The sequence below is a fragment of the Dyadobacter sp. LHD-138 genome, assembly GCF_030929615.1.
GTDB lineage: Bacteria > Bacteroidota > Bacteroidia > Cytophagales > Spirosomataceae > Dyadobacter.
The window spans coordinates 199384-216204 of record NZ_JAVFVU010000008.1 but is presented as its reverse complement, the minus strand read 5'-3'; the positions used below and the strand labels follow the sequence as shown (position 1 = coordinate 216204).

Genomic DNA, 16821 nt, shown 5'->3' with positions numbered 1-16821 from the left:
TAGCCCGGGGCAACGCCCCGGGTTCGTCGTTCCGGCCGGATCTATTACGGTTCGTCGTTCCGGCCGGATCCATTATCGTTGGTCGTTCCGAGTTCGTTATTCCCGCGGGATCCATTATCGTTGGTCGTTCCGTGTGTGTCATTCCCACCGCGTCCATTTTCGTTGACCGCTCCGGTTTTTTTATTTGGTCGTGCCTCCGTCCATTGTCGTTTGTCACGTGGGTCAATTAGCCATTCTCACCCCGATCTATCGTCATTGGTCATCCCTTATTTTTGTTTTCCTACTACTAACTCCTAAATTCACGTTTTAATTTATTCCCGAAAGGATCATTAAAATTTTTCTTTCGGCTAAAATCATCAATAAAAACATGAATAAAATTTGGTACGCGGCTGGTTTAGTCCTGATGTCGTTTGGAACCCAGGCTCAGAATTTACTCTCTCCTGAACAGCTTTGGAAACTTGGCCGTGTTTCGGGCATGGGATTGTCTCTCGATAAGAAAAATGTTATTTATTCGGTCAGTACGCCAAATGCTGAAGAAAATAAAAGCGCCAGAAAGCTATACAGCATACCCGTTACCGGTGGTGCCGCCGTTGAAATTACCAGTACGGATGGTGTGCTGGCGAATGATAAAGTTGCACCGGACGGAAGACATATCATCACAAGTGACGCCGTAAAAGTAAAGGATATCATTGCCTCAGATAAGTACCCGGATTTGAAAAAATCCAATGCTTATGTTTTTACGTCGCTGAATTATCGTCACTGGGATACCTGGGAGGACGGGAAATTTGATCATGTTTTCGTGGCTCCGTTTGCCAACGGAGTTGCCGGTGAAGCCAAAGATATTATGGCTGGCGAAGCCTTTGATTGCCCTCAGAAGCCATTCGGCGGAGACGAAGATTTTATCTGGAATCCTGATAGCAAGCGTGTTTTGTACGTAACAAAAAAGAAATTCGGCACGGATTACACCATTAGCACGAATACGGATTTGTACGAATACGATATCGAAAAAGGCACTACAAAAAACCTGACGGAAGAAAACAAGGGTTATGACATAGCACCTGCCTATAACACGAAAGGGCAGCTTGCCTGGCTGCAAATGAAAAGAGATGGTTACGAGGCCGACAAACAGGATATCATTGTGTCAAACGGCAATGTCAAAATTAACCTGACGGGGCAACGTGACGATATTCACGTAGAAGGGTTCAAATGGGGAGAAGATGACCGGACGATCTTTTTCTGGGCTCCGATTGATGGAACGATTCAGTTGTTTAAAGTGAATTATCCCGGATTGACCAAAATTGCCGCAACGATTACACAGATTACAAAGGGAGATTTCGATATAACCGGCGTGGTTGGACAGGTTGGTAATACGCTGGTTGTTTCCAGAAATGACATGAATAATGCTGCGGAATTGTACACAGTGGACATCACAAACGGAAGCATGAAACCGCTGACGCACGTGAATGACGATATCAATGCAACGCTCGCGAAATGTAAAACGGAACGCAAGTTTGTAACCACGACCGATAATAAAAAAATGCTGGTTTGGGTAGTTTACCCGCCGAATTTTGATCCTGCTAAAAAATATCCGACACTGCTTTATTGCCAGGGTGGCCCTCAGGCGCCTTTGACGCAGTTTTATTCATTCCGCTGGAATTTTCAGTTAATGGCTTCTCAGGGATATATCGTCGTGGCGCCTAACCGCAGGGGGATGCCCGGACACGGAACGCAGTGGAATGAGCAGGTAAGCAAGGACTGGGGCGGTCAGGTTATCAAAGATTACCTGAGTGCAATTGATGCGGTTTCCAAAGAGTCTTATGTGGATAAAAGCCGACTGGGATGCGTTGGAGCGAGTTTTGGAGGATTTTCGGTATTTGCTTTGGAAGCAGAGCATGCAGGTCGTTTCAAGACCTTTGTTTCGCATGACGGCGTGTTTGATTTTAGAAGTATGTATGGCACAACGGATGAAATGTTTTTTGAAAACTGGGAAAAAGGAGGTGCGTACTGGGACAAAAAGAATACGGTTGCCCAGCGTTCATTTAGCCAGTCGCCGAGCAATTTTGTAGACAAATGGAATACCCCGATTTTCATCATTCAGGGTGGGAAAGATTACCGCGTTCCGATCGAACAGGGACTACAGGCATTTCAGGCTGTGCAATTAAAGGGTATTAAAAGTAAGTTGTTATACCTGCCGGACGAAAATCATTGTGTCCTCAGCGCGCAAAATGCGTTGGTTTGGCAGCGTGAATTTTTCGGTTGGTTAAAAGAGACTTTGTGAAGTTAAGTACATTTTAATAAGCCAGTCAGACAGCTGAAATGCTGAATAGGCTTCTGTTTGTTCAATATTTGACTGAACAACCGGAAGCCTATTTATTTACACCGTTCATAACTTCCCGATTCGCAAAAGGGTTGGAAAGCAAACTTCTTTCTTTTCCTCACTTCCCCAGACTTCTTGCAGCTGTTTTCGTATAGCATCAACCGGATTAACCGCATTGGCCTTAATATAATGCTGCACAGCAGACCAGGTGTTGAGATAGCCCGTTAATTCATCCAGAGTCCAGTTTACTTTTTGAGCAAACGCAGGGGCTGGAATTTCGTGGAACGGAAAAGGGATGGTTTGATATTTTTCGTCGAGATAACTGCGCTCCTGATCCCAATATTTGTCTCCAAGAATATCTTTGTAAAAGTGTCCTATGAGCCGGTCACAGGCCTCATCGATTTGCATCAGGTTGTATCCGATCACGGCAAGGATGCCGTTTGGCTTCAATGTTGTCCGGACTCTTTCATAGAATTTGTCAAAATCAAACCAGTGAATCGCTTGCGCGACGGTTATCAGATCAAAGGAATTTTCCGGAAACAGGGCCTCTTCGGCGCTTACAATTTGATAAGTTATATTGTTTTTCCTGACGGCATTCGCGATTTGATTTTCGCTGATGTCGGTAGCATACACATGTTGAAAAAAATCCGAGAGCCTAGCCGCCAGTTGTCCATTACCGGTTCCGCAATCCCAGGCCGCTGTTTTGTTGGGAACCTGGGATAAAATAAACGAAATTGCTTCATCCGGATATGTTGGTCGGAAAACTGAATACGCTCTGGATTGCTTTGAAAAATTATCTTTCATCACCCGATCATTTTACTCCGTTTATGATATGCGAATATCTATAACAAACGCATCTTCGGCAACTTTGTCCTGTAAATTTCAAGCACTCAGGTAAAGCAGTATGTCCAGGGGGCCTTTCCTGGTACAAAATCACAGAAAAATTATGTTAATAAAGATTCTTCTTTTGAGATTTCAACACAAAGATAATCTCAAAAAGAGGAAGAATAAACGGGATTGATTTCCTATATTCGGCATTTTTCGGGAATAGTTTTGTTCAGAGGATACATTCCAATTGTCTAAGATTTTTGAAAAAATTGAGTAAAAATGGTAATAGATCTTCGTAGCGATACGGTAACACGCCCAACCAAAACCATGCAGGAAGCCATGTGGTCGGCGCCGGTAGGCGACGATGTAATGGGGGACGATCCGACGGTGAATGCCTTGCAGGATAAAGCGGCGGCTTTATTTGGAATGGAGGCAGCATTGTTTTGTGCTTCGGGAACGATGACCAACCAGCTGGCAATTCGCGTACATACGCAGCCCGGAAGCGATGTAATTTGTGATAAAAACTCGCATATCTACCTGTATGAAGGAGGCGGTATCATGCTGAACTCATTTTCATCGGTGAAATTGCTGGATGGTGACCGTGGCAGGATTAATGCCGCGCAGGTTGCCGATGCCATAAGCCCCGAGGGAGATATACATGCGACGGTCAGCCGGATGGTTTCTTTGGAAAATACAATGAACAAGGGCGGCGGCTGTTATTATGACTTTGAGGAAATAAAGGCAGTTCGTAAGGTGTGTGATCAAAATGGTCTCGTTTTACATCTTGATGGTGCACGTCTTTTTAACGCTCTGGTTGAAACTGGTGAAACACCCCGGCAGTTCGGGAAGGTTTTTGATAGCATCAGTATTTGTCTGTCCAAAGGGTTGGGTTGTCCGGTAGGTTCTTTGTTATTGGGTACAAAAGAAATGATTACCAAAGCCAAACGCTTCCGTAAAGTAATGGGAGGAGGTTGGCGACAGGCAGGTTTTTTGGCGGCCGCCGGAATTTATGCGCTTGACAATCACGTTGACCGTTTGAAAGAAGATCATGCCCGTGCCCGTGCGATCGCTGAAATTTTTATGCAGAAACAGGAAGTGGAAGATATTTATCCGGTGGATACGAATATTGTCATCATTCGCATCGCTTCGCATATTTCCGCTCCCGGCTACGTTCGTACTTTAGCCGAATCGGGAATTCAGGCGGTAACTTTTGGTAAGAATCTGGTCCGTTTTGTTACACACCATGACTTTTCAGATGATCAGCTTACGGAAATGCGGGCAAGGTTATTAAAGTAAGAAACAAAGCGGGATAAGTCGTTTCGATAATCGGGACGACTTGTCTTACCTGTTTTTTAACATCAATTTCTCCAAAAACAGGCCAAATCCGACACCTATGGAATAGGCGAGCATATCACTCCACAAGAAACCATAACCCAAGGCAAGTGCTCCCAAAGTAGTGCCCCGAATCGTATCAATCCAGGGCGCATGGTATAACTGGCTGATCTCGATCAGATAACAAAATGTTGCTGCATACAGGGAGATACGCAGTGTTGAGCGTTTTGTGAAAAGGAATCCAGCGATAAGAAAAATCATTAATGCCCACAGTGCATCGCCAAGATATAAATTAACTAACTTCGGAAGTTGATCAGCCATTTTTCTGGAAGTTAGTCCAAATATAACGGTGAATATAATGAGGGAAAAATAGGTAATTCTGTTACGCCCATTGGTTATATCGTCGGGATGAAGCAAAATTTTTTTTCCCGAAAAAGTGTCTTTTTGCATCGTTTTTCGTCCATAGTACATCACATAAAAAACACAAGTTATGAAGAATTACATGTTATCCCTGACAGCCGCTTTTTGCTTATTATTTTTAACACATGTTTCATTTGCACAGGATATGTCTGTGGAAGGCCTGCTTGATCAGGCCGTTGCGCTTTCGGAAAAAGGAGACGGCGCCGGTACTGCCGAGGCTTTGACAAAGGGAACTGCTGCACTGGAAAGTGAGGCAAAGGGGTCAACAGGCACTTTGAAGGATAAATTGTTAAGCAAAGCGGGTGATCTTAAATCGCTAATTCCTTTGGCTTCCGGTGGGAAATTACAATCAGGGATTCTAGGAAAAGCTGTGAGCGCGGTCAAAATGCTTATTGGTGCGAATAGAATCAGCAGCTTATTGGGAAAAGGAGAGTCCGGATTACTTGGCAATGCGTCGAGTTTAACAAGCAACCTTGGGTTAATCAAAGCTGGGTCATCAATCCTGGGTTCAGATTCTCAAAGCAAGTTAGGCGGGCTATTAGGCGAAGCGACAAAAGCTGTGGGTGGATTGGACAAAAAAGGTATGGCCGGAAAACTGGCTGCAACGGCTTCCAGCAAGTCTTTGGGAAGTATTGTAAGTCTTGTCGGTTCTGCTATTTAAGCGCTGAAAATTACGGTTCAATACATATCATTTTAAGCCACTTCTGTTTGGGAGTGGCTTTTTTGATGTGAACAAAATCGGGTTATTGGCGTAAATTAAACGCTGCTATTTGATGTATTTCAGTTTGCAAAGATCGGAAACTGCTTGTTTCGCTTTCTCAATAGGCCATTGGTTTTTAAAAAGCTGACTTTCGGTAGCGGCACTCTCAAAGAGCATATACACGATATCGGCGGCATCATTTTTTTGTTCCCCAAGAATGTCAGTGAAAAATTGACGGAGTTCCTGTTTATGATTTTGAATCGAAGTTAAGAGTGCGTAATTGTCTGGCCGTATTTCGGATAACATATTAAGAAAGCTGCATCCTCTGAAGTGCTCATTTTCATTGACGTAAGCCAGGAAATCAAATGCAGCAAGAATTTTCTTTCTGGTTTTCTTTTCCGCGTCAGTAAAAAGCCTGAGTTGCGTAAACCAAAGATCCTGGCGGGCATTCAGATATTCGATGCCAAGCTCCTCCTTCGATTTGAAATGCAAATATAAACTCGCTTTTGCTACGCCGGCTTCACTGATAATCTGGTTGATTCCTGTTGCATGGTAGCCCTGTTCATGAAACAAACGCAACGCAGTATCCAGAATCCTTTCTCTCGGTACGATGGGATGGTGTTTCATAAGCAGGACAGATTAGTTAAACATACAGACCAGTCTATTTATTGAAATTCTGAAAGCACAGATTGGAATTGGATGGAAGTTATAAAGCAAACAGCGATAATAAAAGCATTTGATCAGATTTGTGAAGCGGTCATGGGTTATAAATCAGCTGCTTGTTGTTGTACGCTGCAAAACAACCGAGTCCTCCCAGAATGTTATTAAAAACAAGGACGGGCTCAGCGAAGGGGTTATCGGTACGTTCATTCAGTCTGAGCGACTGATGGTATTCGTAGTACGATTTTTCCGTATTATTCACTTCCATCACCATCGCGATGAGTTTTGGTTTCTGTTTGGCATAATACTTCGTTCCATCGCTGGACGTGTACAGGAGGGATGAAGGCAAAAAACCTCTTCCCAGCGGCGAGGTGAATGAAGTGCCATCCAGATTTACATCATTCTGGAAATCACTTCTTCCGCTGTTGTCATCCCAGCGGATGCTGAACCTGTTTCGTACCCGTTTCTCTTCAAAATTATCAGGATTGGTCCCTTCCAGAATCGAATATTCAATGTCCATATTGGCCCGAACGCGGTAGTAGTTACTTTCTCCGGGAATATCCTGCCAGATCATTTTTACCGTCAGGGCCGTGTCCGGACCGTTGCGGCGGCTCAGATAAGCCGTGTCAATAACGTAAGATTTTATTGTAACCTGATTGGTCGGGACGGTACAGATAGAAGTTACGGAGCGTTTTCCGTCAGACACAGACAGCTTGTATGTTTCTGATGCGACGATCGGAAATTTCATTTTTTCAATGGTATACAGTTGACTGGTTGAGTCATAGAGCAGGGTTACTTCTTTACCTCCTCCCGACATTTTTACGATTGCATTTTTGATCACCGAAGTACTTGAACCCGATTCTCCGAACAAAGGGATGGATTCCGTTACGACCACATTGATACGGGTCGCCTGCGGGGAAATGAATGATTGAACGACAAGCTTTGATGTCGTTTCGGGGAGGTCTTCCGGCGAGATTTCTGTGATCAGGGTATCGCAGGCAAATAGCCCGGTCAAGAGTATCGGCAGAACAAAAATATTTGTTTTCATATCCTAAAACTTGAAATTGTAACTGACAGAAGGTAATACCGGGAATAGTGAATAGCGTTTCAGCGTGCTTTTGGTATTTCCATTCGCCAGCTTTTCTTCGGAAATATCATAGAAAAATGGGTTTCGGCGATTGTATGCATTGTAGAGGCCGAATTCCCAGGTTCGTTCGTATCGTTTCTTTTTCCGATGCAGCTGCAGGGCCAGATCCAATCTGTGAAACGGTTCAGCCCGGAAACTGTTTTTCTCGCCATACTCATTAACCCGGTCGCCATTCCAGGTTACCGTCGATTTTCCACCCGAAGAAAAGCGACTGAAAAAATTATCTGTCACGCCTGTGAAACTGGCCATGGGTAATGTGAGTGCATTTCCCGTACCGTAAACCCAGGTCGCAGAAAGGGTAATCCGTTTGCTCAGTTCATAGATTCCGACGACGGATAAGTCGTGGCGACGGTCGTAACGCGGGTAAAAAGTTTTGCCAAAATTGAGTTCGGTAAATTGCCATTTGGTCCAGGAAAGTGTATAACCGACCCATCCCGAAAACCGTCCTGTTTTCTTATGGACCAGAAATTCAGCCCCATAGGACCAGCCCTTTCCCGCTGTTACGTTATCCTCCCAGCTGAGCTCATTGGCATTTTCTCCGTTTATACTCAAAAACGAGGCGCCTTCCTTGTAATTAAGGATGTGGTTCATTTTTTTGTAATAGCCCTCCAATGTTAAAGTCAGCGCTGGCTTTTCGAGATCTTTTGCCAAACCAATGGCAATCTGTTTCGATTGCTGCGGCGCCACCCGGTCTGTGGTCGGTACCCACAAATCTGTCGGCAGGCCAAGTCCGGTGTTGGATAACAAATGGACATACTGGTTCATTTGGGCATAAGACGCTTTGAAAGAAAAATTCTGAGCAAGGCGCAAGGCTGCCGAGAAACGAGGTTCGGGCCTGATGTACGTTTTTGACGCCGTCTGAAATGAACTTATCCTGAATCCCGCATTCATTTTCAGGGCATCAGCAGCCTGCCAGGTATCTTCAATGTATATTCCGCTTTCCAGGGTATTGACCGGTTTTACAGATCTTTCAATGGATTCGTCAATAAAAGAACCCTTAAGGGCCAGTGCTGATGGAATGAATCTGTGAAATGTGGCCTGGGCTCCGAATTTCACGGCATGTTTGGGGGAGGGATAATAGTCCAGGTCCGTTTTTACACCCCAGTCGCGGATTTTTGAAGTGTAACGCAGGCTGAATTCATCCTGCGTGCTGCCATCCGTATTGAGATCTTTACTATCATTGGAAACGCCGAAATTGAAATTGCTGTAAATGAATGAGGTATTGACAAACAGTTTTTGATTCAATAAATGATTCCAGCGAAGGGTTGCCGTTTTGTTTTCCCAGTCGAGCCCGGCACGGGATTCGTCATTATTTCCGGTCTCATTGGCGTAAAATTTATCGTGACCAAAATAACCGCTTAAATATACCTTATCTTTTGTACCCAGATCGTAGTTGATTTTTGCATTAAGATCGTAAAAATAGTAACCGGGTTTAACCTGTTCATCGGAACCACGCTGGTTTCTGGCAATAAGCGGTGCGGCGAGAATGTCGATATAAGTACGCCTGCCCGATATCAGAAAAGAAGATTTTCCTTTGGAAATAGGTCCTTCCAATCTCAATCTTGATGAGATAATGCCAATGCCTCCTTCGCCATGCAAAGCATCTTTGCTTCCTTCCTTCATATTCATTTCAAGGACCGAAGAAAGCCGCCCGCCATATCTTGCCGGAAATCCGCCTTTGGTAAGTTCTACACTTTTCAGGGCATCACTGTTGAAAATTGAGAAAAACCCAAAAAGGTGGTTGGCATTATAAACTACGGCATCGTCCAGAATGATAAGGTTCTGATCGGGGCCGCCGCCGCGCACGTATAAACCGGTCTGCCCTTCTGTTCCCTTCTGGACGCCGGGCATGAGCTGCAAAACTTTCAAAACATCCTTTTCTCCGAAAAAGGCTGGTATTTTTTTTATCTGCTGAATGGGAATTTCAATTTGGCTCATCTGCGCCGAGCGGCTTACATAATCCTCCTGGCGGCGTGAGGAAACCACCACTTCTTCCAGCTGATTGATGGTCGTCAGCAAAATATTGAGTTCCGTATTTTTTGTCAAACTTATTTTTCGTTCCGTCTTTTCATAGCCGACGAAAGAATAAACGATCAGCGCAGAATCCGCGACGGGAAGCGTCAGCGAATAAAAGCCATAGGTATTGGTGACCGTGCCGTAAGGCGTATCAGGAATGTATACATTCACACCTGGAAGCTGCTCCTGGCTGCCTTGCTCCTTTACAAAGCCGCTAATGGTTATACGTTCCTGAGCGCTGACTTTGAATGTGTATAATAAGAAAAACAAAGTAAAAACTATACGCATAGTGAACCTGATGCTTGACATTGGTAACGTCCTAATGCTGAATATAGTATAAAAATTTCATTGCCGAGTATAAGTCGAAAAGAAAGAGGTGGATTGTATTTTGCTTATAAATAGCTCTTGCCCGGGATTGATTCCCGCTTTGTAAACAGCGCCTGATAATCGGGCTCGTAAATTTCTGAAATGACGTAAGTGCCGCTGGTTTGCCATTTTTCGTCAATCCATTTTCCGGATTCATCCAATTGTTTCGCTATGGTTTGGGACTGAATTAGAGCCTTGCCCCATATCAGCCATTTGCCGTTGATGCTCTGCACTAAAAACACCCGGACAGGATCCAGGTGAAATAGCCTTGCACTGTCTTTTTTATAAAAATGAAAAACTTTTCCTTTGACGTCATCCAGGGTTACCGGTGTCTGTAAATGTTTTTCAAGATTCAGTAAATCGGCAGGAAAACCCTGTTCTGCTGTAATTTGCAGTGTATCATTGATTTCGATAAAACTTCCCATTGATCTTTTAGTACGGTTTATTTGCAGGTTGTCGTTTTTTAAGATTTTCAAAAAACAAGGTGCCAGTCAATACCGACACCTTATTTCTACGTATAAGCTGGATTATTCAGTTTAAACAGCTTTATCCAATCCCCGGTTTTCAAGTAAATATTTAACTTCCGGCTCTCTGCCACGAAAGGCTTTGTACAAGGTCATCGGTTCTTCGGTACCGCCTTTGGCCAGAATGTTTTTTCGGAAAGATGCTGCGGTAGCCGGATCGAAAATATCGCCGGTTTCCTTAAACGCTGCAAAACCGTCACTATCCAGTACTTCCGACCAGATATAACTATAATACCCGGCCGAATACCCGCCGGAGAAAATATGCTGGAAATAAGTGCTTCTGTATCTGGGCGGGATTTGGTTAATTAACCCCAGATCAGCCATTTGTTGTTTTTCAAAAACAGTAGTTTCGATCTGTTGGCCTGCCTGTAACGTGTGGTAGCTCATATCCAGAAATGAGGCCGCCAGATATTCAACGGTACCAAATCCCTGATTGAATTTTGAAGCGTTTTTCATTTTTTCAACCAGCTCGTTTGGAATGACCTCACCGGTTTCATAATGTTTGGCATATTGTTTCAATACTTCCGGCTCGAAAGCCCAGTGTTCCATGATTTGCGAAGGGAGCTCTACAAAATCGCGTGGAACAGAAGTTCCCGACAGCGTTTCATATTTTACCTGTGATAACAAACCGTGCAGCGCATGTCCGAACTCGTGAAAAAGTGTTTCCACTTCATCAGGGGTTAACAATACAGGTTCGTTTTCTGTTGGTTTAGCGAAATTACAGACATTGGAAACGATCGGCGAAACAGCCTTTCCACCTTTTTGGGATTGCTTGCGATAGGATGTCATCCAGGCTCCCCCTCGTTTGGAGGTGCGGGAATGGAAATCCATGTAAAAAATCCCGGTATGTGTTCCGTTCGCTTCTTTTACCTCATAGCCAGTCACATCGGGATGATATTTTGGAAGATCTTTTATTTCGGTAAATGTTAAACCATACAGCTTTTGAGCCACTGTGAAAATGCCGTCACGGACATTTTCAAGTTTGAAATACGGACGAAGTTCCTCGGCATCATAATTGTACTTTTCTTTGCGAACTTTATCAGCATAAAACGGCCAGTCCCAGGCTTCAAGAACGTTGTCTGCTCCTTCATTATCCATCACTTGCTGCATTTCTCCGGCTTCAAGCGTGGCGACGGGTAACGCAGCTTTCCAAAGTTTGTTGAGCAAATCATAAGCCTGATCAGGTGTTTTGGCCATGCTTTCTTCCAAAACAAAATCGGCGTGCGTTGGATAACCCAGCAATTGTGCCCTTTCAGCACGTAACACGGCGATACGCGCAACGATTTCCTTGTTGTCCCGCTCGTCTCCATGATTGCAGCGATTGACATAAGCCGTAAATATTTTTTCGCGTAACGACCTGTTTTCGGCATACTGTAAAAATGGCATCACGCTGGGATTATGAAGGGTAAATCTCCATGAACCCGATTTTTCGGCTTCCTTCGCGGATTGTGCAGCGGCCGCCTTGAATGAAGGAGATAATCCTGATAAATCGGACTCCTTGTCAACAATAAGCTCGAACAGATTGGTTTCGGCCAGAAGATTTTGCCCAAACTGAACGGTCAGTATTGAAAGTTCCTTATTGATCTCGCGCATTTTGATCTGCTGCCCGGCGTCCAGATTTGCGCCGCTTCTTACAAAGGCTTTATATGTTTTTTCCAATAACCGACTTTGCTCCGGAGTCAGGTTTAACGTGCTCGGGGAATCGTTCAGTTTCTTTATTTTGTCAAATAAATCAGCATTCAAATAGATGTCATCACCGTGACCTGACAATTTCGGCGCAATAATCTGCGAAATTTTCTCAATTTCAGGAGACGTGTTAGCCGACGCCAGGTTGAAAAATACGGCACAGACTTTTGTCAGAAGCTCCCCGCTTGTTTCCAACGCTTCCACGGTATTTTCGAAAGTCGGATCGGAAGTGGCCGAACAAATTTCAGCAATAACATTTTTTTGCTGTTTCATGCCCTCCTCAAAAGCAGGCATAAAATGTTCCGTTGCGACCTTATCAAAAGGCGGTACCTCAAAAGGCGTTGTATATTCTGAAAAAAAAGGATTGGTGTCGGCTGCTATGAAGACGTTTTCGTGCGCTGTGGAAGTCATGTCGGGTAATAAATCAGGTTTGTAATTGAGATCGTTTCAAATATTGCTCAGCGAAATGTAATGATCAATATTTTACTTAACACCTTTTACCCTCATTTTTATTCCATAAACCGCGGTTTCAGAAGTGATGAAAAGCAGATCACGGTTTTTTCCACCGAAACACAAGTTTGCCGTCCAGCCTTTGCTGATTGGAAAATGAGCGATTTTTTTACCGGTTTTGTCAAAAACAGTCACGCCATCCCCGGTCAGGTATAAATTTCCCTCATTATCGAGGATCATGCCGTCGGAACCCTTTGACACGAAAAGTGTTTTGTTGGTCAGCGAACCATCTTTGGCTATGTCGTACAGATAAGTTTTATTGGCACCAATATCGGCTACATAGAGCTTTTTACCATCAGCCGTTCCAATGATCCCGTTTGGCTTTTTGAGCTTGTCGTCCACGCGTACCAGTTCTTTGCTGCCGGGACTAAGATAGTAAACATGCTCACCATCCTGCTGCATTTTAGGATCACGTTTCCAATAATCTCTTGGATAAAGCGGGTCGGTCAGGTACATTCCGCCTTTTGGGTCAATCCATAAGTCGTTTGGGCCATTGAGCAGTTTTCCGTCATATTCCTTAACCAAAACCGTCGGTTTCCCCTTTTTATCAAAAGACCAAACCTGATTGTCTTCATCGGAGCAAGTTATGAGGTTTCCTTTTTTGTCAAAATACATGCCATTTGCCCGGCCTGCATTGTCGGAAAATGTGCTGAACTGACGAGTTTCCGCGTCCCAGCGAATGATTTTATTGTTGGGTTGATCGGTGAAAAAAACATTTCCCTTTGTATCTGGAACAGGTCCTTCTGTAAATTTATAACCTTCGCCCAGTTTTTCAACCTGAGCTCCCGGCGCAGCAATTGCGTTTTTGTCCATGATTTGTGCGGAAAGAATTATTGGGAAAAAAAAAGATAAAGTCGCGGTTGTTAATGCATTGAATAAGGTGGCTTGTTTCATACGGAATGGAAGTTGGATTTTAGTCGCCAATCATGTTGGATGCACAGATAAGGAATAGATTGACGGAATTTAACGATGCAAAAAACAGATTGTTTGAATTTTGTGCCACCCTTTCAGGGTTTTGGGGGCATTTTTATTGGTCTTTTATAATACTACTTATCGTTTCGGGATTAAAATAGCCTCTATGCATTTGGATGCCATTATCTGGGGGGAACAATCCCGAAGGGATGGCATGATTATAGAAAACATGTCGGAAGGCGCTCACGCAAAACCCTGAAAGGGTGACAGAAGAATAATCCTGATCATTGCATTATCATCAAACGCTCTCTCAGATCGAAAAACGCCTTTTACGCCATTCCTTCTGTTTATTTTTATCAAAAAACGTCCAGGCGACAAACCTGCTTACTTTTTGTCCCTGTGCCATTTCGATGGTTTTTACCTCAAAAGCTTTCGCCGTTTTCAACGCGCCATACACGCCGGGTAATGTTGTTTTTTTGGAAATAAGGGATGTGAACCAAAGACACTGCTCCTGAAATTCGATACTTTCCGAAATCATTTTTTTTACGAAAGTTTCCTCGCCACCTTCACACCACAACTCCGCATTTTGTCCACCAAAATTCAGGGTTTGTTTACCGGTTTTCTTTAAGCCCAGGTTTGTCAACTTTCGTTTCGTCCCTGCCTGCGCTTCGGCAAGTGAGGCGTGGAACGGCGGATTACAAATGGTGGCGTCATAGTATTCGCCTGGTTTGATGATGCTTTTGAAAATATGCTGTGATGAAGTTTGGAGGCGGCAGTCGATTGCACCTTCCAGTGACGGATTGTTTTCTACGATCCGGCGCGCGGAATCAAAAGCGACCGAATCAATATCAGAACCGACAAAGCTCCATCCGTACTCTCGATGACCGATGATCGGATAAACACAATTGGCGCCTGTACCAATATCCAGTATGCTTGTCGTTTTTCCAACGGGGAAATTTCCATGATTGGATGCTCCCAGTAGGTCGGCAAGATGGTGAATATAATCTGCCCGTCCGGGTATCGGGGGGCAAAGATAATTTTCAGGGATATCCCAGTAAGCAATTCCATAAAAATGTTTCAAAAGCGCTTTATTAAGCGATTTAACGGCCTCCGGATCTGAGAAGTCAACCGATTCATCGCCATAGGGATTTATCGAAACAAACCTGAACAGCTCCGGAGTACCCTGTATCAATCGTTTAAAATCATACCGGTCCCGGTGCAGGTTCCGGGCATGCAGACTTGTTTTTTCGGTATGTATTTTTTTGGATTTTTGAGCCAATGGAAAAGCCGGTCAGATTAGTTAGAAATTGCTTTATTGAAAGCAATTTGGTCATAAACAGCGTCCCAAAGATCAATTCTTTTTTGAAGGGATTGGATGGTAGCCACTTCCGCTTCTTTCCAGAACGTTTCGTTTTCTTCACAAAGATTTGATGTCATTAGCAAAGCCAGGTTGCTGTGATGATCTCCGTCAATTTCGATATGTCTTTCCAGATAATACTTGAAAATGGACACCTCATTCGGGAATGTTTTACCGATGTCGTTTACAATCGAATGGAACATATTTGGGATGAGGTCTTCTCTGCCAAATGTAAAAGTTGCCGCCTGAAGGTAATCTTTCCCGCTGTTGATGATATCGAAGGTGAAATTTACGAAATCTCTCGTCGCTTTCGGTGCGTCGGAAATCTCAAATGCAGCAGCAAGGCTGCTACCGGATTTCAGCGCGGAAATGAATTTTTCTATCTGGATAATATCCGCGCCACTTTGCTGCATCGCTTCCAGATACAGTTCGAAATGACTTTTCAGGTCGCCGTTTTCATCAATATCGGCTTCCTCTCCAAGGACAATTTCATTGATCAAATGTCTGGTTTCAGCCGATCCTTTTGGAAACCAGGGCACAGTGGTGCAGGTAAGATTATTTTGCAGCGCTTTCAAAAGTGACATGAAATCCCAAACTGCAAAAATATGATATTGCATGAAAACCCGCAGGTCTTCGAGCTCGGTGATGGCTGAATAAACTTTATGATTGATAATTTGCTGGCGAAGCGGCTCTATCGACTGTTGTAATTTACTGATATGATCGGCCATATGGCAATGAAACTTTTAAGATTCGAAATAAATCGCAAAGGTAAGGCATCACCAGGCGTTATCATATAGTTTGATGTTTTTATAAGACCGAAAAAAGCCCGGTCTCGCAAAACCGGGCTTTTGACTATACTTTATTGATAAAAACTTTTTGTCCGCCTTTTCGAATCGACTCATAAACGGCATCCACGACGATCATATCTTTCAATCCCTCGTGACCCGTTACATTCGGATCCGGTTTATTGTTTAAAATAATATCGGCAATACCGTCCATCTGTAAAGTTTGGTGGGTTACCACAGGCTGGTTCATCGGCCCCAGATGAGTTCTTCCCTTGATCGGGCCGTAACCAAAGGCCGGACTTAGTTCTGCAAATCCTTTATCGCCAATAACATAAAGCCTTTCAAAATTATTGAAATTGTAAGTCGTGCCGCAGTTTGCGATGACACCGCTTGGGAAACCCAGCTGAAACGTGATCGTTTCGTCAACTTCCTTAAACTTTACCGGATCGGTTTTACTTTCCTGCGCCGTTACCCAGATCGGCTCTTCACCGGTTGCGTAACGCGCTCCGTTGAGGGCATAAATCCCTACATCCATCATCGCTCCGCCGCCCGCTAATGCTTTTTTTAGCCTCCATTGGTTCGGATCGCCGCTTTTGAAACCCATGTAGTTGTTCACATGCATGATTTTTCCAAGTTCGCCCGCCTCGCGCATGCGGATCAGCTCGCGTGTATGCGGTTCGAAATGCATGCGATAGCCAATAAAAAATTTGACACCTGCTTTTTCGCAGGCAGCAATCATTTCTCTTGCCTGTTTGGCGTTATCGGCAACCGGCTTTTCACAAAGCACATGTTTGCCTGCTGCCGCAATTTGCAATACGTGTTTGTGGTGCAGCGAATTTGGCGTGGTGACGTAAACGATATCAATGTCAGGATTATTTTTTATCTCACTGATCGTTTGGTAGTTATATGTATTTTTGTCCGGGATGTTGTATTTCTGTTTCCATGTGTTGATTTTGGAAGGGGTACCTGAAACAACACCAGCGAGCGTTGCCAGCTTACAGCTCTGCATGGCTTCAGCGACGCGCGTTGCGTAGCTGCCCAGGCCCATCAGCGCAACGCGTAGCTGTTTTTCCGGACGAACAAAAGGTTCGGGACTGTTATTCGCCGATGCAGGAAGGCCGGAAAGCGCAGTTACTCCGATACCCAGAGAAACCTTTTGAAGGAAATCACGACGAGAATTCATAGGATAACAGGGTTTGTGAATAGTGTTTAACAGACAAGATTAGTCACTTATCCCAAAAGTGAAATTCTGTAACGATCT

The 16821-nt window shown here is 44.1% G+C and carries 14 protein-coding genes; 3 read left to right on the top strand and 11 right to left on the bottom strand.

All coding sequences use genetic code 11. The features are described 5' to 3' along the window. Nucleotides 1–367: 367 nt before the first annotated feature. Nucleotides 368–2278 carry a S9 family peptidase gene (locus RB622_RS08585; RefSeq protein WP_308046149.1) on the top strand — a complete coding sequence of 637 codons (1911 nt, stop codon included), beginning with the start codon at nt 368–370 and terminating at the stop codon, nt 2276–2278. 105 nt (nt 2279–2383) lie between these two features. Here RB622_RS08585 and RB622_RS08580 read toward each other — a convergent pair whose 3' ends face one another. After that, complete coding sequence (locus RB622_RS08580) at nt 2384–3121, bottom strand: class I SAM-dependent methyltransferase (protein WP_308046148.1); 738 nt, start codon at nt 3119–3121, stop codon at nt 2384–2386. A 303-nt stretch (nt 3122–3424) separates the two neighbouring features. Here RB622_RS08580 and RB622_RS08575 point away from each other — a divergent pair, with 303 nt between their 5' ends. Further along, entirely contained in the window at nt 3425–4441 is a 1017-nt protein-coding gene (locus RB622_RS08575) for a GntG family PLP-dependent aldolase (RefSeq protein WP_308046147.1), read from the top strand. 45 nt (nt 4442–4486) lie between these two features. Here RB622_RS08575 and RB622_RS08570 read toward each other — a convergent pair whose 3' ends face one another. Next, nucleotides 4487–4798, bottom strand: coding sequence for a DUF2809 domain-containing protein (locus tag RB622_RS08570; protein ID WP_308046146.1), 312 nt, complete (start codon nt 4796–4798; stop codon nt 4487–4489). Between the two features lie 169 nt (nt 4799–4967). On the opposite strand from RB622_RS08570, the gene RB622_RS08565 reads away from it, so the two are divergent. After that, a complete protein-coding gene (locus RB622_RS08565) occupies nt 4968–5558 on the top strand; it encodes a hypothetical protein (protein WP_308046145.1) in 591 nt (196 codons plus the stop codon). A 105-nt stretch (nt 5559–5663) separates the two neighbouring features. Here RB622_RS08565 and RB622_RS08560 read toward each other — a convergent pair whose 3' ends face one another. The 9 genes from RB622_RS08560 to RB622_RS08520 all read right to left on the bottom strand — a co-directional run bounded on the left by RB622_RS08560 (nt 5664) and on the right by RB622_RS08520 (nt 16743). Next, nucleotides 5664–6224: a helix-turn-helix domain-containing protein gene (locus RB622_RS08560; protein WP_308046144.1), complete on the bottom strand. Its 561-nt coding sequence runs from the start codon at nt 6222–6224 to the stop codon at nt 5664–5666. A 130-nt stretch (nt 6225–6354) separates the two neighbouring features. After that, the gene (locus RB622_RS08555; protein WP_308046143.1) at nt 6355–7305 is read right to left on the bottom strand and encodes a DUF4249 domain-containing protein; all 951 of its coding nucleotides are present in this window, start codon (nt 7303–7305) and stop codon (nt 6355–6357) included. Between the two features lie 3 nt (nt 7306–7308). Further along, the gene (locus RB622_RS08550) at nt 7309–9708 is read right to left on the bottom strand and encodes a TonB-dependent receptor (RefSeq protein WP_308046142.1); all 2400 of its coding nucleotides are present in this window, start codon (nt 9706–9708) and stop codon (nt 7309–7311) included. A 104-nt stretch (nt 9709–9812) separates the two neighbouring features. Next, nucleotides 9813–10211, bottom strand: a complete 399-nt coding sequence (locus RB622_RS08545) for a hypothetical protein (RefSeq protein WP_308046141.1) — start codon at nt 10209–10211, stop codon at nt 9813–9815. Nucleotides 10212–10322: 111 nt separating this feature from the next. Next, nucleotides 10323–12407, bottom strand: a complete 2085-nt coding sequence (locus tag RB622_RS08540) for a M3 family metallopeptidase (RefSeq protein WP_308046140.1) — start codon at nt 12405–12407, stop codon at nt 10323–10325. Nucleotides 12408–12479: 72 nt separating this feature from the next. Beyond that, complete coding sequence (locus RB622_RS08535) at nt 12480–13319, bottom strand: SMP-30/gluconolactonase/LRE family protein (protein ID WP_308046139.1); 840 nt, start codon at nt 13317–13319, stop codon at nt 12480–12482. Nucleotides 13320–13728: 409 nt separating this feature from the next. Then, nucleotides 13729–14697, bottom strand: a complete 969-nt coding sequence (gene rlmF / locus RB622_RS08530; protein WP_308046138.1) for a 23S rRNA (adenine(1618)-N(6))-methyltransferase RlmF — start codon at nt 14695–14697, stop codon at nt 13729–13731. Between the two features lie 17 nt (nt 14698–14714). Then, nucleotides 14715–15503, bottom strand: a complete 789-nt coding sequence (locus RB622_RS08525; RefSeq protein ID WP_308046137.1) for a DUF3050 domain-containing protein — start codon at nt 15501–15503, stop codon at nt 14715–14717. A gap of 124 nt (nt 15504–15627) precedes the next feature. Continuing rightward, entirely contained in the window at nt 15628–16743 is a 1116-nt protein-coding gene (locus RB622_RS08520) for a Gfo/Idh/MocA family oxidoreductase (RefSeq protein WP_308046136.1), read from the bottom strand. Nucleotides 16744–16821 lie beyond the last annotated feature (78 nt).